The sequence below is a fragment of the Micromonospora sp. CB01531 genome, from assembly GCF_001905095.1.
Taxonomy (GTDB): domain Bacteria; phylum Actinomycetota; class Actinomycetes; order Mycobacteriales; family Micromonosporaceae; genus Micromonospora.
This window is the reverse complement of record NZ_LWLS01000061.1, coordinates 218,098-236,749: the sequence shown is the minus strand read 5'-3', so window position 1 is coordinate 236,749 and position 18,652 is coordinate 218,098. Positions and strand designations below refer to the sequence as shown.

General features: G+C 72.9%; 23 protein-coding genes, 2 pseudogenes and 1 riboswitch. Of the genes and pseudogenes, 8 read left to right on the top strand and 17 right to left on the bottom strand.

The genetic code is table 11. The features are described from left to right. Nucleotides 1–36 precede the first annotated feature (36 nt). The 6 genes from A6A27_RS12855 to A6A27_RS12830 all read right to left on the bottom strand — a co-directional run bounded on the left by A6A27_RS12855 (nt 37) and on the right by A6A27_RS12830 (nt 7,096). The gene (locus tag A6A27_RS12855; RefSeq protein ID WP_073834958.1) at nt 37–1,866 is read right to left on the bottom strand and encodes an ABC transporter ATP-binding protein; all 1,830 of its coding nucleotides are present in this window, start codon (nt 1,864–1,866) and stop codon (nt 37–39) included. A gap of 116 nt (nt 1,867–1,982) precedes the next feature. Next, complete coding sequence (locus tag A6A27_RS12850; RefSeq protein WP_073834809.1) at nt 1,983–3,785, bottom strand: ABC transporter ATP-binding protein; 1,803 nt, start codon at nt 3,783–3,785, stop codon at nt 1,983–1,985. Nucleotides 3,786–3,822: 37 nt separating this feature from the next. Continuing rightward, nucleotides 3,823–4,335 carry a methylated-DNA--[protein]-cysteine S-methyltransferase gene (locus A6A27_RS12845; RefSeq protein WP_073834808.1) on the bottom strand — a complete coding sequence of 171 codons (513 nt, stop codon included), beginning with the start codon at nt 4,333–4,335 and terminating at the stop codon, nt 3,823–3,825. After that, nucleotides 4,332–5,819 (bottom strand): DNA-3-methyladenine glycosylase 2 family protein, encoded by a 1,488-nt coding sequence (locus A6A27_RS12840; RefSeq protein WP_073834807.1) that lies wholly within the window; start codon nt 5,817–5,819, stop codon nt 4,332–4,334. The genes A6A27_RS12845 and A6A27_RS12840 overlap by 4 nt, the downstream gene beginning before the upstream one ends. A 240-nt stretch (nt 5,820–6,059) precedes the next feature. Beyond that, nucleotides 6,060–6,590 carry a hypothetical protein gene (locus tag A6A27_RS44225; RefSeq protein ID WP_073834806.1) on the bottom strand — a complete coding sequence of 177 codons (531 nt, stop codon included), beginning with the start codon at nt 6,588–6,590 and terminating at the stop codon, nt 6,060–6,062. After that, nucleotides 6,587–7,096: a SigE family RNA polymerase sigma factor gene (locus A6A27_RS12830; RefSeq protein ID WP_073834805.1), complete on the bottom strand. Its 510-nt coding sequence runs from the start codon at nt 7,094–7,096 to the stop codon at nt 6,587–6,589. The genes A6A27_RS44225 and A6A27_RS12830 overlap by 4 nt, the downstream gene beginning before the upstream one ends. A gap of 177 nt (nt 7,097–7,273) precedes the next feature. Between A6A27_RS12830 and A6A27_RS44975 the strand changes: the two genes are divergently transcribed. Continuing rightward, nucleotides 7,274–7,729 carry a hypothetical protein gene (locus A6A27_RS44975; RefSeq protein WP_198940286.1) on the top strand — a complete coding sequence of 152 codons (456 nt, stop codon included), beginning with the start codon at nt 7,274–7,276 and terminating at the stop codon, nt 7,727–7,729. Here the strand turns inward: A6A27_RS44975 and A6A27_RS12825 are convergent. Then, a complete protein-coding gene (locus tag A6A27_RS12825) occupies nt 7,632–8,711 on the bottom strand; it encodes an EamA family transporter (RefSeq protein WP_198940285.1) in 1,080 nt (359 codons plus the stop codon). The two genes, A6A27_RS44975 and A6A27_RS12825, sit on opposite strands and share 98 nt — an antisense overlap. Before the next feature lie 92 nt (nt 8,712–8,803). Between A6A27_RS12825 and A6A27_RS12820 the strand changes: the two genes are divergently transcribed. The 3 genes from A6A27_RS12820 (at nt 8,804) to ychF (ending at nt 11,316) form a co-directional block, all read left to right on the top strand. Continuing rightward, entirely contained in the window at nt 8,804–9,301 is a 498-nt protein-coding gene (locus A6A27_RS12820) for a MarR family winged helix-turn-helix transcriptional regulator (RefSeq protein WP_143193983.1), read from the top strand. A gap of 78 nt (nt 9,302–9,379) precedes the next feature. Beyond that, nucleotides 9,380–10,126 carry a peptidase E gene (locus tag A6A27_RS12815; RefSeq protein ID WP_073834804.1) on the top strand — a complete coding sequence of 249 codons (747 nt, stop codon included), beginning with the start codon at nt 9,380–9,382 and terminating at the stop codon, nt 10,124–10,126. Nucleotides 10,127–10,230: 104 nt separating this feature from the next. Beyond that, nucleotides 10,231–11,316: a redox-regulated ATPase YchF gene (gene ychF, locus A6A27_RS12810; RefSeq protein WP_073834803.1), complete on the top strand. Its 1,086-nt coding sequence runs from the start codon at nt 10,231–10,233 to the stop codon at nt 11,314–11,316. Here ychF and A6A27_RS12805 read toward each other — a convergent pair. The 5 genes from A6A27_RS12805 to A6A27_RS12785 form a co-directional block, all read right to left on the bottom strand. Further along, nucleotides 11,306–11,905 carry a histidine phosphatase family protein gene (locus tag A6A27_RS12805; protein ID WP_073834802.1) on the bottom strand — a complete coding sequence of 200 codons (600 nt, stop codon included), beginning with the start codon at nt 11,903–11,905 and terminating at the stop codon, nt 11,306–11,308. The genes ychF and A6A27_RS12805 overlap by 11 nt on opposite strands. Then, nucleotides 11,902–12,672 carry a CbtA family protein gene (locus A6A27_RS12800; RefSeq protein ID WP_143193982.1) on the bottom strand — a complete coding sequence of 257 codons (771 nt, stop codon included), beginning with the start codon at nt 12,670–12,672 and terminating at the stop codon, nt 11,902–11,904. The genes A6A27_RS12805 and A6A27_RS12800 overlap by 4 nt, the downstream gene beginning before the upstream one ends. Before the next feature lie 11 nt (nt 12,673–12,683). Continuing rightward, nucleotides 12,684–12,887, bottom strand: coding sequence for a CbtB domain-containing protein (locus tag A6A27_RS12795; protein ID WP_083672575.1), 204 nt, complete (start codon nt 12,885–12,887; stop codon nt 12,684–12,686). 35 nt (nt 12,888–12,922) lie between these two features. Next, nucleotides 12,923–13,071: riboswitch (cobalamin riboswitch) on the bottom strand. 31 nt (nt 13,072–13,102) lie between these two features. Further along, a complete protein-coding gene (locus tag A6A27_RS12790) occupies nt 13,103–13,573 on the bottom strand; it encodes an SRPBCC domain-containing protein (RefSeq protein WP_073834799.1) in 471 nt (156 codons plus the stop codon). Between the two features lie 75 nt (nt 13,574–13,648). Next, nucleotides 13,649–14,149, bottom strand: a complete 501-nt coding sequence (locus tag A6A27_RS12785) for an HIT family protein (RefSeq protein ID WP_073834798.1) — start codon at nt 14,147–14,149, stop codon at nt 13,649–13,651. Nucleotides 14,150–14,190: 41 nt separating this feature from the next. Between A6A27_RS12785 and A6A27_RS12780 the strand changes: the two are divergent. After that, nucleotides 14,191–14,484 (top strand): annotated as a pseudogene (locus A6A27_RS12780) (GNAT family N-acetyltransferase); the annotation flags it as partial. Nucleotides 14,485–14,533: 49 nt separating this feature from the next. Here A6A27_RS12780 and A6A27_RS12775 read toward each other — a convergent pair. Beyond that, on the bottom strand, nt 14,534–15,223 hold the full coding sequence (locus A6A27_RS12775) for a nucleotidyltransferase domain-containing protein (RefSeq protein WP_073834797.1): 690 nt from the start codon (nt 15,221–15,223) through the stop codon (nt 14,534–14,536). A 98-nt stretch (nt 15,224–15,321) separates the two neighbouring features. Between A6A27_RS12775 and A6A27_RS12770 the strand changes: the two are divergent. Continuing rightward, nucleotides 15,322–15,507 (top strand): annotated as a pseudogene (locus A6A27_RS12770) (hypothetical protein); the annotation flags it as partial. 6 nt (nt 15,508–15,513) lie between these two features. On the opposite strand, the gene A6A27_RS12765 reads toward A6A27_RS12770, so the two are convergent. Then, nucleotides 15,514–16,212, bottom strand: a complete 699-nt coding sequence (locus tag A6A27_RS12765; protein ID WP_073834796.1) for a SanA/YdcF family protein — start codon at nt 16,210–16,212, stop codon at nt 15,514–15,516. Nucleotides 16,213–16,307: 95 nt separating this feature from the next. Between A6A27_RS12765 and A6A27_RS12760 the strand changes: the two genes are divergently transcribed. Further along, entirely contained in the window at nt 16,308–16,763 is a 456-nt protein-coding gene (locus tag A6A27_RS12760; RefSeq protein ID WP_073834795.1) for a hypothetical protein, read from the top strand. A gap of 127 nt (nt 16,764–16,890) precedes the next feature. On the opposite strand, the gene A6A27_RS12755 is transcribed toward A6A27_RS12760, so the two are convergent. From A6A27_RS12755 to A6A27_RS12745, 3 genes are read right to left on the bottom strand one after another with little or no spacing between them, the layout of a single operon-like run. Continuing rightward, entirely contained in the window at nt 16,891–17,268 is a 378-nt protein-coding gene (locus A6A27_RS12755; RefSeq protein ID WP_073834794.1) for a DUF1801 domain-containing protein, read from the bottom strand. A gap of 18 nt (nt 17,269–17,286) precedes the next feature. After that, entirely contained in the window at nt 17,287–17,649 is a 363-nt protein-coding gene (locus A6A27_RS12750) for a PH domain-containing protein (RefSeq protein ID WP_073834793.1), read from the bottom strand. A 33-nt stretch (nt 17,650–17,682) separates the two neighbouring features. Beyond that, complete coding sequence (locus tag A6A27_RS12745; RefSeq protein ID WP_073834792.1) at nt 17,683–17,991, bottom strand: 4a-hydroxytetrahydrobiopterin dehydratase; 309 nt, start codon at nt 17,989–17,991, stop codon at nt 17,683–17,685. Nucleotides 17,992–18,176: 185 nt separating this feature from the next. Here A6A27_RS12745 and A6A27_RS12740 point away from each other — a divergent pair, with 185 nt between their 5' ends. Then, nucleotides 18,177–18,614: a (deoxy)nucleoside triphosphate pyrophosphohydrolase gene (locus A6A27_RS12740; protein WP_198940284.1), complete on the top strand. Its 438-nt coding sequence runs from the start codon at nt 18,177–18,179 to the stop codon at nt 18,612–18,614. Nucleotides 18,615–18,652: the final 38 nt, after the last annotated feature.

Sequence of the window (18,652 nt, the reverse complement as noted above, 5' to 3'; positions counted from 1 at the left end):
GAGCCGGCCGCCCGTGACCCCGTGTGGGGGGTGGGGTCAGATCAGCGAGTCGCGCCACTGGCGGTGCAGGGCGGCGTACCGGCCGCCGGCGGCGGCCAGCTCGGCGGGGCGGCCGTCCTCCACGATCCGTCCGCCGTCGAGCACCAGCACCCGGTCCGCGATCTCCACCGTGGACAGCCGGTGCGCGATCACCAGCGCGGTGCGGTCGCGCAGGATGCTGCCGAGCGCCCGCTGCACCAGGCGCTCGGTCGGCACGTCCAGCGACGAGGTCGCCTCGTCCAGGATCAGCACCCGCGGATCGGCCAGGAACGCGCGGGCGAACGCGACGAGCTGCCGCTGCCCGGCGGAGAGCCGGCCGCCGCGCCGGTGCACGTCGGTGGCGTACCCGTCGGGGAGCGCGGCGATGAAGTCGTGCGCGCCGATGGCCCGGGCGGCGGCTTCCACGGCCGCGTCGTCGGCGTCCGGGCGGCCGAACCGGATGTTCTCCGCCACCGAGCCGCTGAACAGGTGATTCTCCTGGGTCACCAGCACGACCGCCCGGCGCAGCTCGGCGTCCGCCAGGTCCCGCAGGTCGACCCCGTCGAGGCTGACCGCGCCCGTGCCCGGATCGTGGAACCGGGCGACCAGCTTGGCGATGGTGGACTTGCCCGCGCCGGTCGGCCCGATCAGCGCGACCGTCTGCCCGGCCGGCACGGCCAGCTCCAGCCCGGCGAGGATCGGTGCCTCCGCCCGGTAGCCGAAGGAGACCGACCGGAAGACCACGGCACCCCGGCCGCCGCCGGGCAGCGGCGCCGGCCGCTCCGGCTCGGCCACCGCCGGGCGCTCGTCGAGCACCCCGGCCAGCTTCTCCAGCGCGGCGGTGGCCGACTGCAACGCGTTGTAGAACTGGCTGAGCTCCTCCATCGGCTCGAAGAACCGGCGCAGGTAGAGCAGGAACGCGGCGAACACGCCGACCTCGGTCCGGCCGCCCAGCACCCGCCAGCCGCCGTAGCCGAGCACCACCGCCACAGTCAGGTTGCCGATCATCCGGATGCCCGGCGAGTAGACCGCGATCAGCCGGAACGCGTCCAGGCTGGCCTGCCGGTAGTCGTCGTTCACCGTGGCGAAGATGCGCTGGTTGCGCGGCTCCCGCCGGTACGCCTGCACCGCCCGGATGCCGCGCAGCGACTCGACGAAGTGCACGATGACCAGCGCCACCGCCTCCCGGGTCCGCCGGTACGCCCCGGCGGAGGCGCGGGCGAACCAGCGGGACAGCCAGAACAGGAACGGGAAGGCGAGCAGGGTGGCCGCGGCCAGCGGCAGGTCCAGCCAGAGCAGGATGCCCGCCACCGACAGCACCGACAGCGCGGCCATCACCAGCTTGTCGATCCCGCCGTCGACCAGTTCGGCGATCGAGTCCAGGTCGCTGGTCAGCCGGGACACCATCCGGCCGGAGGTGTAGCGCTCGTGGAAGCCGACGTCGAGGCGGAGGAAGTGGCCGTACACCCGCTGGCGGAGGTCGAGCAGGACGGCCTGGCCGATCCGGGCGGCGAGGGTGAGGAAGCCGCGCCGGGCCGCGTACTCGGTGCCGGTGGCGACGACGAAGGCGGCGGCGACGGCGACCAGCGGGCCGGCGTCGCCGGCCCGCAGCGGCCCGATGCCCCGGTCGATGCCCAGCATCACCAGGTACGGGCCGGCCATCGCGGCGGCGTTCTGGAGCAGCAGCAGCGCCACGGCCCAGCCGAGCCGACGCCGGTGCGGGCGCAGCAGCCCGCGCAGCAGCGCCCGGCTGCGGGCCCGGAGCCGGGCCACCGCCTCCGGGGTGGCGACCTCGGCCCGGCTGCGGTCGGCGTCCGGGTCGGTGGCCCGCCCGCGCCACCGGGACAGGTCGAGGCCGTCGTCCCGGGGCCGGCCCGGGGCGGAGCCGCCGTCACGACCTCGGCGCGGGGCGGAACCGCCACCGCGGCGGGGCCGGGGTACGCGGAGCGGACCGCCCGCCCCGCTCACGAGTGCACCAGGCCGACGCCGTCTGGCCGCCGCTCCGGCGCGGCGGAGAGCACCGCCCGGTACGCCGGCACGCCGGCCAGCAGTTCGGAGTGGGTACCGACGGCGACGATCCGCCCGCCGGCGAGCAGGGCGACCCGATCGGCGAGCGCCACCGTGGAGGGGCGGTGCACCACCAGCAGGGCGGTGGTGTCCCGCAGGACCCGGCGCAACGCCGCCTCGACCAGCGCCTCGGTGTGCACGTCGAGGGCGGAGAGCGGGTCGTCGAGGACGAGCAGCGCGGGTCGGCTGAGCACCGCCCGGGCCAGCGCCAGCCGTTGCCGTTGCCCGCCGGAGAGGGACAACCCCTGCTCGCCGACCCGGGTGGCCAACCCCCACGGCAGCTCGTACGCGAACTCCGCCTGGGCCAGCGCGAGCGCGGCCCGGACCTCGTCCTCGCCGGCGTCCGGCCGGCCCAGGGTGAGGTTTTCCCACACCGACATGGAGAACAGGGTCGGCTCCTCGAACGCCATCCCGACCAGCCGGCGCAGCGAGCCGAGCCGCAGGTCCCGCAGGTCGTGCCCGTCGAGGGTGATCCGGCCGCCGGTCACGTCGTGCAGCCGGGGGACCAGCGACAGCAGCGTGCTCTTGCCGCACCCGGTGGCCCCGACCAGGGCCAGCGTCTCGCCCGGTTCGACGGTCAAGTCGACCTCGCGCAGCACCGGCGCAGTCGTACCGGGGTAGCGGAAGGTCACCCGCTCGAAGCTCAGCCGGCCGCGGACGTCGGCGCGGTCCAGCGCCCGGGCGTGCGGGGCGTCCACGATGGTCGGCGGGGTGTCCAGCACCTCCTGAACCCGGTCGGCGGCCGTTGCCGCCTCCTGCCCGTTCGCGATGATCCAGCCGAGCGACTGCACCGGCCAGACCAGCATGAGCTGGAGGCTGACGAAGGCGACCAGTTCGCCGATGGTGAGCACGCCCCGGGTGGCGGCCGCCGCCCCGGCCACCAGCACCACCCCGAGGGTCAGGTTGGGGACCAGGTCGAACAGCGCCGAGGTACGCGCCAGCAGCCGCGCCTTGCCGATCCCGGTGTCGTGCAGCTGCCGGGCGCCGCCGGCGAACCGGGCGGCCAGCTCCGACCCCCGCCCGTACGCCCGCATGGTGCGCAGGCCCTGCGCGGTCTCCTCGACCAGCGTGGCCACGTCGCCCTGCTGGTCCTGCATCCGCCGGGACGCCGCGTGGTAGTGCCGGGCGAACCGGCGGCTGATCAGGAACAGCGGCACCGCGCTGGCCGCCACCAGCAGGCCGAGCCACGGGTGCAGCCGGATCAGCAGCACCACCACGGCGGCGTAGGTGATCAGGTTGAGGACCAGGAAGAGCAGGCCGAAGGAGAGGAACCGGCGGATCACCGACAGGTCGCTGGTGATCCGGCAGAGAAGCTGGCCGGACTGCCAGCGGTCGTGGCAGCCGGCCGGAAGCCGTTGCAGGTGGGCGTAGACGTCGGCGCGGATCGCCGTCTCCATGCCGACCGAGGACGACGACTGGGTCCACCGCCGGATGAAGATCAGCACCGCCTCGGCCACGCCGAGCAGCAGGGCGAGAGCGCCGAGCCGGAACAGCCCGGCCGGGTCGTGCCGGGCCACCGGCCCGTCCACCACCCGCTGCACGACCAGTGGCACGGCCAGGCTCGCCGCCGTGGCGGCCACGGCGGCGAGCAGCAGCCAGGCGAACTCGGCCGCGTACGGCCGCAGGTAGGGACGCAGCCGCCAGAGGTTGCGCAGCGGGGGGTGAGGCGCCGAAGGGTTGCCGTCGCTGTGCGCAGGCACTACGCGACGGTAGCGGCAGGGTGTGACGGTAGCGCTGTCAGCTAGCCGTCACCCGTCCCTCATGCCCGAGAAGCCACTTCTTCACGTCCAGCCCCCAGCGGTAGCCGCCGAGCGTGCCGTCGGTGCGCAGCACCCGGTGGCAGGGGACGAAGAGGGCGGCCGCGTTGCGGGCGCAGGCCGCCGCGGCGGCGCGGACCGCGGCCGGCCGCCCGGCCAGCTCGGCGAATCCCGTGTAGGTCACCGGTTCACCCGGCTTCACGTCGCGCAGCACCTGCCAGGCGTGCGCCAGGAAGATGCCGTCGGTGTGCTGCGCCACCGGGACCGGGTCGATCGCGGTCAGGTCACCGTCCAGATAGGCGCGTACGGCGGTGGTCACCAGGCCCAGTTCGGCGCGGTCCCGCAGCTCACCGCGCAGGCTCGGGTGCATCAGCGGGACCAGGTCGGCCGGCTCGGCGGTGAATCCGGCCGCGCGTACCGCCCCGTCGGGTCCGGTGAGGACGCTCAGCGGGCCGACGGGGGTGTCGATGACGGTGCTGTCCAGTGTGGTCATGCTGCTCTCCAGAGTCGGATCACCGCGTACGACCGCCAGGGGCGCCAGCGGTCGGCGTACGCGTCGAGGTTCTTCGGGTCGTCGGGCAGGCCGAGCGCGGCGGCGCCCCGGCGTACGCCCAGGTCGGTGGCGAGGAGGACGTCGGGGTCGCCGAGGGCGCGCATCGCCACGTAGCCGGCCGTCCACGGGCCGATCCCGGGTAGGGCGGTCAGCCGCCGTACGGCTTCCTCCCGGTCCCCGCCCGGCGCCAGGTCCAGCGACCCGTCCGCCACGGCCCGCGCCACCGCCCGGATCGTCTCCCGCCGCGCCCCCGGCATCCGAAACCCCTCGTCGGGAACCCCCAGCACCTCCTCCGCACTAGGAAACGCCCCCAGCCTTAGCTGTTGATCATGAGGTTGGCGGCAATCCGAGAGATCCACTTCGCCGTCAACCTCATGATCAACTGAGCTGGCGGTCGCGGTGAGGAGGTGGGTGAGGGTGGTGCGGGCGGACTGGAGGGAGATCTGCTGGGTGGTGATGGCACGGACGGCCATCTCGAAGCCGTCGACAGCGTGGGGGAGGCGGACGCCCGGTTCCGCCCGAACGGCCGGGGCGAGCACGGGATCCTCGGCCAGGGTGCCGTCGACCGCGACCGGGTCGGCGTCCAGGTCGAGCAGCCGGCGGCAGCGGGCCACCGCCGGGGCCAGGTCACGCATGTCGGCCAGGCGCAGCGTCGCGGCCACGTGGCCGTCGGCCGGGGTCAGCGCGACGGTGCCGGCTCCGTGCGGCAGCCGCAGCCCCCGGTGGTACGTCCCGCCGTGTACCTCCTCCACCCCGGGCAGCGCCCGCAGCGCGAGGAAGTCCAGCAGCGCCGCCGCGTGCAACGGCGGACGGTACGCCAGCCGCAGCGTGATCGTGCCCGCCCCGCCTGCTGCCGGCCGTCCCGCTCGGCTGACCCCCAGCTCGGACGGCGTCGCCCCGTACACCTCCCGGACCGTGTCGTTGAACTGCCGGACGCTGCCGAAGCCGGCGGCGAACGCGACCTCGGCCAGGCCGAGCCCGGTGGTCTCGATGAGGATCCGGGCGGTCTGGGCGCGCTGCGCCCGGGCCAGCGCGAGCGGCCCGGCGCCGAGTTCGGCGCGGAGCATCCGGTGCAGGTGCCGCTCGGTGTAGCCGAGCCGGGCGGCCAGCCCCGGTACGCCGTCCCGGTCGACCACCCCGTCCGCGATCAGCCGCATCGCCCGCCCCACCACGTCGGCCCGGACGTCCCACTGCGGTGACCCGGGGGCGGCGTCGGGGCGGCAGCGACGGCAGGCCCGCAGGCCGGCGCCCTGCGCCGCGGCGGCGGACGGGAAGAACCGGACGTTCTGCCGTTTCGGCGTCATCGCCGGGCAGGACGGCCGGCAGTAGATCCCGGTCGACGTGACGCCGGTGTAGAACCAGCCGTCGAAGCGCTGGTCACGGCTGTCGACTGCCCGGTAGCACCGTTCGAAGTCCAACTCCACGCCATCGATCCTGCCTCGCAGGTCCAGCCCCCGGCTGGCGGGATTCGGACGTAGCCGTACGCCCACTCCGGCCCCCTCCCGCCGCAGCCGCGATGCCCGCCCCCCGTCATCCCAAGATCCGCGCAGGTTCACGGAAAGAGTGGTCAATTCGCGCCGCGAGACCACTCGTTCCGTGAAAGAGGGCTCTCTGCCACCCGAGCGCGGCAGGCACGGAGGCCATCCGGGCGTGCATCGGGAAGGTTAGGGGCGCGGGCTGGGCGAGGCGGCGGGACCGCTGGGTGAGGGGACGACGGTGCCGGTCGGGACGGGCCCGCTGGGCGACGGGACAGGCAGGGTCGGGGGCGGGGCGGGCCTGCTCGGCGAGGGGACGGCCGTCGGGCTTCCGGGCTGCGACGATGGGCTCGCGGTCGGCGCGGACGGGCCGCTCGGGGAGGGAACGGCGGTCGGGCTTCCGGGCTGCGACGATGGGCTCGCGGTCGGCGCGGACGGGCCGCTCGGGGAGGGAACGGCGGTCGGGGCTCCGGCCGGCGTGGTGGCCGCCGGCGGGCGCGGGGCGGCGGGACCAGGTGCGTCCCCGCCGGTCGTCGCGAGCGCGAGCGGCGCCGCGACGAGTACGGCGGCGACAGTCCCCGCCACGCTGAGCGCCGCGGTGACGCGCTTGCGGTTCCGGGTCCGGTGTTCCGCCGGGATCAACTGGTCCTGCACGGTGGGTGCCTCCTCGGCCAGGTCGGAGAGGGTGGCGCGGATGAGATCCTCGAACGGCGTGGTCACAGCCGTACCTCCAGGAGTTCGACGTCCGGCAGGAGTTGCCGCAGCCGGCCCACCGCCCGGTGGGTACGGCTGCGTACCGTGCCGACGGTGCAGCCCAGCACCTCGGCCACCTGGGTCTCGGTGAGGTCCTCGTAGTAGCGCAGGACCAGCACCGTGCGCTGGGCCGGCGGCAGCCGTCGCAGCGCCGCCCGCATGGCCAGGCGTACGTCCGTCCCGCCGCTCGGGTCCGGCTGGACCGCCTCGTCCGCCCCGGTGAGCGCCGTCTCCCGCCGCCGGCGCAGTCGGCGCCACCAGCTCACCTGCTCCCGGTACATGACCGCGCGCAGGTACCCCTCGGGGTCGGTGTGCCGCAGGGTCCGCCACTTCGGGATGGTCCTGGCCAGCGCCGACTGGAACAGGTCCTCGGCGGCGTGCCGGTCGCCGGTGAGCAGGTACGCGACCCGCATCATCGCCGGCGTACGGTTGGCCACGAACTCGGCCAGCCGGGCTCGGTCGTCCTCGTCCACGTACCCTCCCGCGCTTGTCTGTCAGTGATACAGACGCCCCAGCTCAGCCCAGCTATCCCTGACGCGGCAACGGTTTTCGGCGCCGAAAGTGTCGGTAGTGGTCGGTACGGTCCCGCCAACCAACTCAAGAAGAGGGTGCGGGGAGATGGCGAGCGTGGCCGGGCGAGGTGCCCGCTGATGCGGTCGGGGCGGATTCGGGTGGATCGCGCGGTGGTGCAGGGCTTCTACGACCGGATGCGGGTGGTGGCGCCGGCCGCGTACGGCGCGATCGAACGGGACCGGGCGGACGACCCGGGGCGGGCCTTCGCCGAGACCGCCTGCGGCCGGCTCGTCGGCTCGCTCGACCCGGCGGGGCTGCGGGCGCTCGGCATGTGGGCGCACCACTGGTGCATGCGCTTCTACGACGACGACACCCGGGTGGGCCTGCGGCTGGTCCGGGAGATCGCTGGCCGGGCCGGGCTGGGCTGGACGGTCGACGAGGTGCGCTGGCTGCTCGACCAGTCGTACGCGGCCGGCCCGGCCGCCGCACACCGGTTCACGCTGCCGCTCGCCGCCGCGGCCGAGTTGCCGCCGGGGGCGCTGCCGGGTCGGGGCGGCGAGGCGCCGGACTGGCCCCGTCTGCTCGCCGGCTGAGCGCCGGCCGGCTCGCCTCCGCGGCGGACGCGGGCCGGCCGGCCCCCGCCGGGGACATGGGCGGGGCAGTCTCCGCAGCGGACCCGGGCGCGGCGGGCGTGAGCCGGTCCGACCGTTCGCCCGGCCCGGCCCGGCCCGGTAGCTGACCGAGCACCATCGCGGCGACCGCCACCGCGAAGCCGACCAGCTGGAGCGGGCTGAGTGCCTGCCCGAGCACCAGCCAGCCGAGGGCGGCGGCGGTCAGCGGGCTCAGCGCGCCCAGCACCGACACCCGGGTGACGGGCAGTCGCGCCGCGCCCCGGAACCAGAGCGCGTACGCCAGGGCGGTGCCGACCAGCCCGAGCCAGGCGTACCCGAGGAGGGCGGGCTGGTCCGGCGCGGGCGGCGCGCCCTCGACGGCGGCGGCGACCGGCAGGATCAGCAGACCGCCGGCGACCAGCTGCCAGCTCGTCGCGGTGAGGGTGCCGACGCCGGCCGGCCGCCCCCAGCGGCGGGTGAGCACCAGCCCGGTGGCCATCGCGGCGGTGCCGGCGAGCCCGGCCGCCACGCCGAGCAGGTCCAGGCCGGCGTCGGGCCGCAGCACCACCAGTGCGACGCCCAGCGGCGCGGCCAGCGCGGCGAGCAGCGCCGGCCGGCCGGGCCGCGTGCCGAGGGCGGCCACCGTGAGCGCGACGACCAGCAGGGGCTGGGTCGCGCCCAGCACCGCTGCGGTGCCCCCGGGCAGCCGGTACGCGGCGACGAAGAGCAGCGGGAAGAAGGCGCCGATGTTCAGCGCGCCGAGCAGGGCGGCCCGCCACCACCAGGCGCCGTGCGGTCGGTGGCGGGTCAGGGCGAGCAGCAGCAGCCCGGCCGGCAGGGCCCGGTACGCGCCGGACCAGAGCGGCCGGTCGGCCGGCAGCAGCTCGGCGGTGACCAGGTAGGTGGTGCCCCACGTGGTCGGGGCGACGGCGGTGAGCGCGACGTCGGTCCAGCGGCGGTGCATGGCGGCCCTCTTCCCTCGCTGCTAAGTAGCTTAGAGCTAAGCTAATCAGTGTCGAGTAAAGAAGGAAGTGCGAGGTGCGGCACAATTCCTCCGTGGCAGCGGACGACGTGGACGTCATCGTCGAGCAGTGGCGCCGGGAGCGGGCCGGCATGCGGCCCGAGCCGATGGCGGTCTTCGGTCGCATCTACCGGCTGGCCCGCCTGGTCGGCGACGGCCAGGAGAAGGTGTACGCGGGCTGGGGGATCAGCCGGGGCGAGTTCGACGTACTCGCCGCGCTCCGGCGCTCCGGCGACCCGTACACCCTGGCACCGAAGGCCCTGAGCGCCTCGCTGATGCTGACCTCCGGCGGGATGACCGGGCGGCTCGACCGGCTGGAGCGGGCCGGGCTGATCCGCCGATCACCCGACCCGGAGGATCGAAGGGGCCTGCGGGTCACCCTCACCGACACCGGCCGTCGCCTCGTCGAGGAGGCCGCCGACGCCGGCCTGGAGGTGCAGCGACGTCTCCTGGACGCCCTCCCGCCCGCTGACCAGGAACGCCTCGCCGACCTGCTCCGCGCGCTGCTGGCTGCCGCCGAGACGGGTCGCTGACCCGGGCGGCTGCGGGTGCCCAAGGCCGGTGGCGCAGGATGATCGCCAGATCGCCAGACCGCCGACCGGGAGGACTTCATGCCGGCTGCCGAACCGACCATCGTCGCCACCAGCACAGGCTTCAGCAGCCGCAACCGCGGCCCCTGGGACGCGCAGCCCGGGCCGATCTTCGAGCTGATGGCCGAGCTGGCGGAGGCCGGACCCGCGCCGCGGATCTGCTACCTGAACCAGGCCGTCGGCGACCAGCCCACCTCGTTCAGCGTGTTCTACGGCGCGTTCGCCGGCACCCGATTCCGCCCGTCCCACCTGGCCCTGTTCCCGATGCCCAACGTCGAGGACATCCGGGCCCACCTGCTCGCCCAGGACCTCATCTGGGTCGGCGGCGGCAGCGTCGCCAACCTCTGCGCGGTCTGGCGGGTGCACGGCCTCCAGGACATCCTGCACGAGTGCTGGCAGGCCGGGGTGGTGCTGGGCGGCGTCTCCGCCGGGTCGATCTGCTGGCACCTCGGCGGGGCCACCGACAGCTACGGCTCGACCCTGCGACCCTTCACCGATGGCCTGGGCTGGCTCCCGTACGGCAACGGGGTGCACTACGACAACGAGGGGCAGCGCCGGCCGCTCATGCACAAGCTGGTCGGCGACGGCACGCTGCCGACCAGCCACTGCACCGACGACGGGGTCGGGCTGGTCTACCGGGGCACCCGGCTGGCCGAGGCGGTGGCGGACAAGGAGGGCGTCGCCGCGTACCAGGTGACCCGGGAAGCGGACGGCAGCGTCCGGGAGACCCGGATCGAGCCCCGGCTGCTGACCGCTCAGCCCTCCTGACCCCGGCCTGCTGGGCAGGCCCCCACCGGGCACGGAGTCCCTTTTCGCTCGGCGGCGGGACTGCCTGTCCGGGACGGGCGGCGAACCGCGTAAGCTGGCTCGTCGTGAGTCTCACCATCGGCATCGTGGGCCTGCCCAACGTCGGCAAGAGCACCCTGTTCAACGCGCTGACCAAGAACGACGTGCTCGCGGCGAACTACCCGTTCGCCACCATCGAGCCGAACGTCGGCGTGGTCGGGCTGCCCGACGAGCGGCTGACCAAGCTCGCCGAGATCTTCTCGTCGCAGAAGGTGCTGCCGGCGCCGGTCTCGTTCGTCGACATCGCCGGCCTGGTGCGGGGTGCCTCCAAGGGCCAGGGCCGGGGCAACGCGTTCCTCGCGAACATCCGCGACGCCACGGCGATCTGCCAGGTGGTGCGCGCCTTCTCCGACCCGAACGTGGTGCACGTCGACGGCAAGGTCTCCCCGGCCGACGACATCGAGACGATCAACACCGAGCTGATCCTGGCCGACCTGCAGACCCTGGAGAAGGCGCTGCCCCGGCTGGAGAAGGAGGCCAAGCTTCGCAAGGACCGGGCCGCCGCCGTCGAGGCCGCGAAGAAGGCCGTCGACCTCCTGGACAGCGGCGTCAACCTGTACGCGGGCGCGGCCGCCGCCAAGATCGAGCTGGAGCACCTGCGGGAGCTGCACCTGCTCACCACCAAGCCGTTCCTCTACGTCTTCAACGTCGACGAGGCCGAGCTGGGCAACGCCGAGTTCCTCGACGAACTGCGCGCCCTGGTCGCCCCGGCCGAGGCGGTCTTCATGGACGCCAAGATCGAGTCCGAGCTGGTGGACCTGCCCGAGGAGGAGGCCCGCGAGCTGCTGGAGTCGATCGGGCAGTCCGAGCCGGGCCTGGACCAGCTCGTCCGGGTCGGCTTCCGGACGCTCGGGCTCCAGACGTACCTGACGGCCGGCCCCAAGGAGGCGCGGGCCTGGACCGTCCCGGTCGGCGCGACCGCGCCGGAGGCCGCGGGGGTCATCCACAGCGACTTCCAGCGCGGCTTCATCAAGGCCGAGGTGGTCTCCTACGACGACCTGGTCGCGGCCGGATCGATGGCGGCGGCGAAGGCCGCCGGCAAGGTCCGGATCGAGGGCAAGGAGTACGTCATGCGGGACGGCGACGTCGTGGAGTTCCGCTTCAACGTCTGACGGCATTGATTGGTCCGGGCGGCTCCAGGTGAACCCGCCAGCCCCGGTTGCCTGCTCGTAGGTGCAGGACCGACAGCGGTGCGACGTCGAGTAGCCAGAAGGCCGCGGGCGGCGCTCGCAGGATGTTGACCAGCGCGGCTCGGATCACTGCCGCGTGCGTGACGGCGGTGATTCGCGCGGACCGCACGGCCTGCGCGTGAAGCCAGTGGCCGACGCGGTCGACGAGCGCGGTGAGGCTTTCTCCGCCGTGCGGTGCGGCGTCCGGGTCGGTGAGCCATCGCCGCAGGCCGCCGGGGTTTGCCGCGGCGACCTCGTCGAGGCTACGGCCGGTCCAGTCTCCGTAGTCGCAGTCGGCGATGGCGGGTTCGATCGCCGGTCGCAATCCCCATGCCGTCGCGGTCTGCAGGGCCGCTTCGGCCGGACTGCTCAGGCAGCAGCTCTCGCCCCGACCCGCTGGGACCTGGTTGGCCAGGGCGAGGGCAGCCCGTCGGCCACCCTCGTCCAGGTCCACGTTTCCGCCACCGAAGGTCGCCAGTCGTAGGGCGCGGGTGGGCGCGTGGGCGACCAGCTGAAGCCTGGTCGTGGTCACGATCGGGCAGGAACGATCGCCTCAGGTGACGGTTCGCTACCGATGGGCCGCTCGGGTCCACGGTGCAGCAGGGCGGCGAAGGCAAGCCCGATGCCGGCCCACAGCACCAGTTGGGTGCCGAGGGAGGCGAGACGGAAGTCCCACAGCAGGCCCGCCGGGAAGTCCGCAGGCACCTCGTGGAAGGACGGTAGCGCCAGGTAGCCGACGACGACGGTGGCCAGAAAGCCGGCGACGGCGACGGCGCAGCGTGACCACTGTGGTGCCCCGGCGTGCATGGACCGGTAGGCGAGGACGCCGGCCCACACGGCGACCAGACCGAGGATCACCATGGCCAGGTAGCCGCCGGTGCGCTGGTTGATCGTGTCGGGGTCACCGACCGCGGGCGGATTGGCCGGATACTTGCCGAACGGCACGATGACCGCACCGAGCAGCGCCGCACCGGACAGAGCGAGAGCGGCTTGGGCGTCGTGGCGGATTCGCAGCCGACGCCGCAGCAGCGCGTACGCGGTGGACAACAGGCCGCCCATGGCGACGCCGAACAACCCGGTGGCGAGGAACAGCCCGCCGCGTTGACCGTCGCGGCTGACCAACTCGTCGGCGTGGTGATCGTCGCCGGCCGCCGGATCGGCGTGAACGGCTTGTTCCTCGATAGCGATCGCAGCCTCGACGCGGGGTTCACCGGCAAGATAGGCGAAGGCCCCGGCAAGCAGGCCGGCGATCAACCCGGCAAGGAGACCACGCAGCAGTACGGAGGTGAAGGGGGGCATCGCGGCGGCGCTCAGTGGCACGGGACGCCGAGCAGGTGCCGACCATCGTGCATCAGTTCGTGCAGGTACATGCCACTGCGAGAAACGGCGCCCTGGTCGAACGCCACGAGGTACGCCAGGAGCAGCAGGACGGCGACGATGGCCAGCACCGCCCACACCATCCGGGGGGAAACGGCCGGAGAAGTCAGCGGGCGAGCCGGAGTGGCACTGGACATGATGAGTCGACCTCCTCTGGGGATGACGCGTCCCCTACGAAAGGACTGCGACGAAGGAGCGTCCTGACTCGCGGCCTCGTCCCCATCACCGAGACGAAGGCCGCTCACAGTGGCGCGACCGCACCGGATTCCCACCGGTTTCCCTCGCGACGCCGCAGATGGCGTCATGACCGTACCGACGGCGATGCCGAGCGGTCAACAGACACTTCGCGCGGTCACCGGGAGGGCTCGCCGGACTCGACGAGCCGGGCGAGGTTTGCCAGCGCCATGCGCGTACCAGTCTCGTTGTCGGCAGCGGGGATGCTGTCGGGAATCCCCTCGTGTACGACAAGGACGTCGGTGCCGCCGTCCGCGTCGGTGAGAGTGGTGGTCATCGTCATGGTGCCGCCGAACGCGGGATCCGCGGTCTCGAACTCGAACACCTCGACCACCTGCTCGTTCGGCACGAGCTTGAGGAACCGGCCGTGGTAGGTGTCGGTGCGGGACGTCGACTTGCCGATGCCTTCCGTCCTTTCGTAGGTGAGCGAGACGCGGAATGCGCCACCTTCGTGGGCTTCGAACTGGTGGACCTGGCCCCTCATGCCGGACGGGACCCGCCACGTGGCGATCGCATCGGCATCCACCAGCGCCCGGTAGACGGCGGGGCGCGAGGCCTTGACATGCTGAGAGACGCGCGTCGAATACATACGGTCAACGTACTGCCCGCATCCGCCGCAGACCGGAAGCTGATCGTCTAGTCGGGCAACCCTCGTCCGTGGTCCTCAGACCGGAAGGTGGGCGCGGATCTCCCGGGCCAGGGCTGACTGGGTGCCGTCATCGACCGCGAGAACGCCGTTCTCGGCCATGAGTGCGTGGAACTGCTGCTGGTGATAGGGCACGCCGGGCGGTAACGGCGCGAGGTGCCAGTGGAGGTGGGCGTTGCCCTGCCGGCTGCCGAGGCTCATCGAGTACATCCGCTCGGTCGGCAGGGTCGCCGCGAGCGCCCGGGCGACCGCGTGCACCACGCCCTGGAAACGTAGGAACTCGTCCTGCCGCATCTCCAGCACCCAGCTCTCGATGTGCTGCTTCGGCGCGACGAGGCAGTAGCCGAGCAGCGTCGGGTTGCGGGCGAGGAAGGCGATGGTGTCGTCGTCCTCGTAGACGGCGTGGTGCCGGTAGTCGGGGTCACCGCGCACGAAGGCGCAGACGAAGCAGGGGCCGAGCCGGACGCGACGCGCGTACCGCTCGAAGTCGAACGTCGTCTTCGCCGGCTGACCGTCCATGTCGGCAGCCTAGGTCCACACAGCGGCTTCGAGGCACGTGCATCGTGCGGGGCCCGTTCCAGTCGTGCAGTCTGGGCTACTGGGTGGGCGCCAGCCACAACGGCCGTGGCTTCGCGACCCGGGCGGTCCGGGAGATCGCACGGGTGGCCTTCGAGGAGCTGGGGTTGCACCGGGTGCAGGCGGAGACGCTGCTGCACAACGTTGGGTCGCAGCGCGTGCTGGAGCGCAACGGCTTCCTGCCGATCGGGCTCGCCCCGACCTATCTCAACATCGCCGGCGAATGGCAGGACATAGCGCTGTTCCAGGTGATCAACAGCTCCTGGTCGGCAGACTGAGCTGGTCGGCCCGGTCCCGAACGGCAGGCCGGGCCGTGAGCCGGCGCCCTCAGACGCCGACGTTGAGTAGCGTCAGGCCGTCGCCCCAGGCGTCCAACACGTCGCCGTGGCCGCGCTCGCGCGCCGGTCGCGCCACGTCCGGGAACATCCCGACCGGGTCGCGCAGCGCCCGCGCCGGGAAGGCCGCCGCCATCCAGGGCGCGGGCAGGGGATACGTCTCCAGTTCCCAGCGAAGGTACTTGTTGTACGGCCGAAGTCGGCCATGCAGGGCGAACACCGTGGTGAGCAGCCATGGCACGCTGTCCCGCTCGTCCAGCGTGGCGGCCAGCGTGTTGCCGTCACGCCGGCTCTTTGCAGCCCGGTACGCCAGGTTCACGTAGCCGTCGAGGGCGTCCCGAGCCCAGGCGGTCGCTTCCACCTCGGTGGGTACGGCCTGTCGCTCCACCAGCGCGGCGACGTCCCCGCCGAGCCGGTCCAGCAGCACCCGCGCGCCTCGAAACGCGTACCGCTGCCACAGGTCGGAGGTGTCGGCCAACTCGTCCAGCGTGCAGACGATCTCGTCCAACTCGGCAATCCGCCGGGTGGTGTGCCACCGCTCGTCGCGGGAACCGACCACCACGTGCACGTCGTGGTCGGAATGGACGGTCGCCATGCCACGCGCCTGTGAGCCGGTCAGCACCAGACCGACGACCGCCGGGTCGGCCTTCACGCGGGCGAGCAGATCCTCGAAGGCGTGCATGCCGCCCACCCTGCCAGCCGCCGCAAGCGCTTATTCCCGGCTGCTCGTAGCCCCCTGGACGGCACGAGGGCCTCGGCGACGTCGGCTGGTCTCATGCGGCCCGGGTGGTCGCCCGCTGGGCCGGCCTGCTCTCCGCTGCCGACCCCGGCGAGACCACCGTGTCGGCCGAGGACGACCAGGGCGTACGCCATCGGGTCTTCTGCGATCTGCGCCTGCCCGGCGGCCGGCGGTGTCTGCTCCGGGCCGACCACGACGGATCGTGCACCCGGCGACTGACCCGCTGAGCGCCGTCAGCCGGCGCGGAGAGCGTCGTCGACGCCGGTCTCGCGGCGGCCGAGGTGGACGGGGTCGCGGCCGGAGAGCACGTCCACCGCCGCCTTCACCGAGGCGCCGTACTCGCGAACCGATCCGATCCGCCACTTGGAGTACTGCCGGACGGTGTCGTCGCCCACCCCGTTGGCCTCGATGCCGAAGTGCCGGCACAGCGCCACGGCGCGGGGCAGGTGGAAGGACTGCGTCACCACGGTCATCCGGTCCACCCCGAAGATCCGCTTGGCCCGCGCGCACGAGTCGTACGTGTCGAAGCCGGCGTAGTCCGGCACCACCTTGCCCGTCGGCACGCCCCGGTCGACCAGCCAGCGCCGCATCGCCTCGGGCTCGTTGTAGTCGGCGTTCATGTTGTCGCCGGACACCAGGATCGCCCGGACCTTGCCGGCGGTGAACAGCCGCTGGGCGAGCTCCAGCCGGGCGGTGAGGAAGGCCGACGGGTTGCCGTCCGCCTCCACCTTGGTGCCCAGGACCAGAGCGACCGGCGCCTCCGGCACGTCGGCCTCGGTGAAGATGTGCCCCTCTGCGCCACCGCGGAGCCACGCCACGCTGGCCACGCTGCCGCCGGTAGCCAGCACCGCGCCGACCGCGACCACGAGCAGCGCCCAACGGACCCGGCGGACGTTCCACCACCGTTTGACGACCCCGAACCGCCCCCGCATGCGGACGAGTATCCCAGGCAGGTTCCTGTGCCGGGCACCCCGATGTCGGGCCCGGGCCTTAGCGTGAGTCCGACGTTGGCAGGAGGAGGTCCGAGATGAGGCAACGCCATCCCGCGCTCGCACGGCTGGACGTGCTGGTCGGACGGTGGACGGTGCGGCCGAAGGTCGAGGGACTCGGCACCGGGTGGACGGACGTCACCTGGGTGGAGGGCGGCCAGTACCTGCGGATGTTCACCGACGCCGAGCCGGTGCCGGACACGGCGCCGCAGGCGTGGCGGGACAACGCACCGTTCCCCACCACCCAACTCGTCGGCCTCGACGACGCCGACGAGCAGTTTTCCGTGCTGTACGCCGATGTGCGCGGCGTGCACCGGGTCTACCGGATGACGTTCGCCGACGGCGTCTGGCGGATGTGGCGCGACGCGGCTGGCTTCCACCAGCGGTTTACCGGGACGTTGAGCGCCGACGGCGACACCATCGACGCGCGGTGGGAGAAGTCGGCCGATGGTGTCGACTGGACGCTCGACTTCGAGCTGACCTACCGCCGCTGACACCGTCGGAGTCCGCAGGGGGCAGCGCGCGTGTCGGGGAGCATGTCCGGACAGTGCCTGGGATCAGGCCGCCCGAGCGACCACGATCAGCTCCCCGTCGTCGCTCGCGCCGACCGGCTCGCCGGCGTCACGCCGCCTCGCTACGCCGGATGATCTCCGCGACCACCCGTTCCAGTTCGGCCCGCTTGGCCTCGACGTCCGTGAGGTCGGCGAAGTACGCCATCCGGCGGTCCGGCCACGCGCCCTCGAGCAGTGGGCTGTCGATGGTGGCCAGGTGCGGGTTGTGGAAGACCAGGTGCACCCGCTTGCGGTCGCGGAGGTTGAAGGTGGCGATGTAGGCGCCCCGGCTGAACGACGGCGCCTTCCACTTGATCTGCTCGGTGATCCGCACGTCGACCCCGGTGATGATCGCCCGCAGTGCGACCACCTCGGCCTTGAACGGGTGGTTAAGTTCGGCCAGGAACCGGTCGACGTCGGCTGGCCGGTGCGCGTGCAGGTCCGCCATGGTTGATCAGGATAGGGGTCAGGAGATGTGGTGGAGGATCACGTTGTGCACGTGGTGGCTCTTCTGTGCGCCCCGGAACTCGACCTCGTAGGTCTGCGCGCCGACGTGGATGGCGATCGCCCCGGTGGAGAAGAAGGAGCCGCCCCATGACTTGTTGCTCACCACGCTGACGCTGGTGATCTTCGAGTACGGGATGCTGGTGATGGCGTACCGCTTGCCGATGAAGGACCGGTCCTGGATGATCACGCGGCGGTCGGTGAGGCCGATGAATCCGGTGCCGGCGCCGACCGCGTCGTACACGGCGATGATCTGCTCGCCGGCCAAGAGCCCGCTCTGGATCTGCTGGAACTGTTCCTTGCGGTCATACGTCGGGGTGGTCATGTCCCCGACGGTAGGTGGCGCGTGCCAGCCGGCTCAGGGTGCGGTGACCGCACGTACGGCGTCCTCGATGCGGGCCGCCAGCAGCACCTCACCCTCCGTCAGCGGCTCGCCGTCGCCGTGGCCCACCCGGATCTGCGTACGGTCGGCGCGGCGGCTGATCTCGGGCCGCAGGCGCAGCGCGTCCGCGACCACCTTGACCCGCTCGGTCAACGCGGCGTGCTGAGTGTCGTCCAGGACGAGCGTCCGGCGGATCTCCTCACCCTCCCGGGTCCACCCGGACAGCAGGGCGAGCGCGTCGCTGAGGTAGTCGTGCTTCGCCCGGCCGTTGAACAGCACGCGCATCACCGCACCTCCCAGGCGTCGTTGTCGGCTTGTGGCCAAATCGTCGCCGTCCCGTGTCCCAGTCGACGCCCTCTAGTCTGTCGTCGTGCAGATCGTGTGTCCACGCCCACACTTCCGTGTTCTGCTGACCTGACGGCGATGCCCAGCTACCCAAACCGCCGATTGATCTGGCACCCTGGACGCCCGTGCGGACCGAACGGGTTAGCGGCAACGGGCAGGGCGGGCGGGAGCCGAAGGTGGTCGTCGGGGCGGCCATCATCGCGGACGGCAGGGTCCTGGCCTGCGAACGGTCCGCACCTCCGGAGGTGGCCGGCCGCTGGGAGTTCCCCGGCGGCAAGGTCGAACCGGGGGAGGACGAGACGACCGCGCTGGTCCGCGAGTGCGCCGAGGAACTCGGCGTACGCGTGGAGATCGGCGCGCGGGTCGGCCGGGACGTCCGGATGGCCCACGGCCGTTCCGTCCTCCGGGTGTACATGGCCCGCCTCCTCCATGACGACCAGCCGAAGGCTCTGGAGCACTCCGAGCTGCGCTGGCTCTCGGCAGCCGAGCTCGACACCGTCGCCTGGCTTCCCGCCGACGCGCCGATCGTCGCCGCCCTGCGCCCCCTGCTCACCAACCCCTGAGCGGGGGAAGGGGACGCGGGGGCGGAAACGGGACGGGG

What these genes read in the sequence shown, in the direction of transcription:
- A6A27_RS12825 (WP_198940285.1), bottom strand. Translation starts at nt 8,711, where the DNA reads ATGCACCGCCGCTGGACCGACGTCGCGCTCACCGCCGTCGCCCCGACC.
- A6A27_RS12755 (WP_073834794.1), bottom strand. Translation starts at nt 17,268, where the DNA reads ATGGCGGACCTGCACGCGCACCGGCCAGCCGACGTCGACCGGTTCCTG.
- A6A27_RS12745 (WP_073834792.1), bottom strand. Translation starts at nt 17,991, where the DNA reads ATGCGCGTGCTGTTCAACGGCCGGGCGAAGCACGACTACCTCAGCGAC.
- A6A27_RS12750 (WP_073834793.1), bottom strand. Translation starts at nt 17,649, where the DNA reads ATGACCACCCCGACGTATGACCGCAAGGAACAGTTCCAGCAGATCCAG.
- A6A27_RS12775 (WP_073834797.1), bottom strand. Translation starts at nt 15,223, where the DNA reads ATGCACGCCTTCGAGGATCTGCTCGCCCGCGTGAAGGCCGACCCGGCG.
- A6A27_RS12785 (WP_073834798.1), bottom strand. Translation starts at nt 14,149, where the DNA reads ATGGACGGTCAGCCGGCGAAGACGACGTTCGACTTCGAGCGGTACGCG.
- A6A27_RS12800 (WP_143193982.1), bottom strand. Translation starts at nt 12,672, where the DNA reads ATGCCCCCCTTCACCTCCGTACTGCTGCGTGGTCTCCTTGCCGGGTTG.
- A6A27_RS12795 (WP_083672575.1), bottom strand. Translation starts at nt 12,887, where the DNA reads ATGTCCAGTGCCACTCCGGCTCGCCCGCTGACTTCTCCGGCCGTTTCC.
- A6A27_RS44975 (WP_198940286.1), top strand. Translation starts at nt 7,274, where the DNA reads ATGCGGTCGGGGCGGATTCGGGTGGATCGCGCGGTGGTGCAGGGCTTC.
- A6A27_RS12790 (WP_073834799.1), bottom strand. Translation starts at nt 13,573, where the DNA reads ATGTATTCGACGCGCGTCTCTCAGCATGTCAAGGCCTCGCGCCCCGCC.
- A6A27_RS12765 (WP_073834796.1), bottom strand. Translation starts at nt 16,212, where the DNA reads ATGCGGGGGCGGTTCGGGGTCGTCAAACGGTGGTGGAACGTCCGCCGG.
- A6A27_RS12845 (WP_073834808.1), bottom strand. Translation starts at nt 4,335, where the DNA reads ATGACCACACTGGACAGCACCGTCATCGACACCCCCGTCGGCCCGCTG.
- A6A27_RS12815 (WP_073834804.1), top strand. Translation starts at nt 9,380, where the DNA reads ATGCCGGCTGCCGAACCGACCATCGTCGCCACCAGCACAGGCTTCAGC.
- A6A27_RS12760 (WP_073834795.1), top strand. Translation starts at nt 16,308, where the DNA reads ATGAGGCAACGCCATCCCGCGCTCGCACGGCTGGACGTGCTGGTCGGA.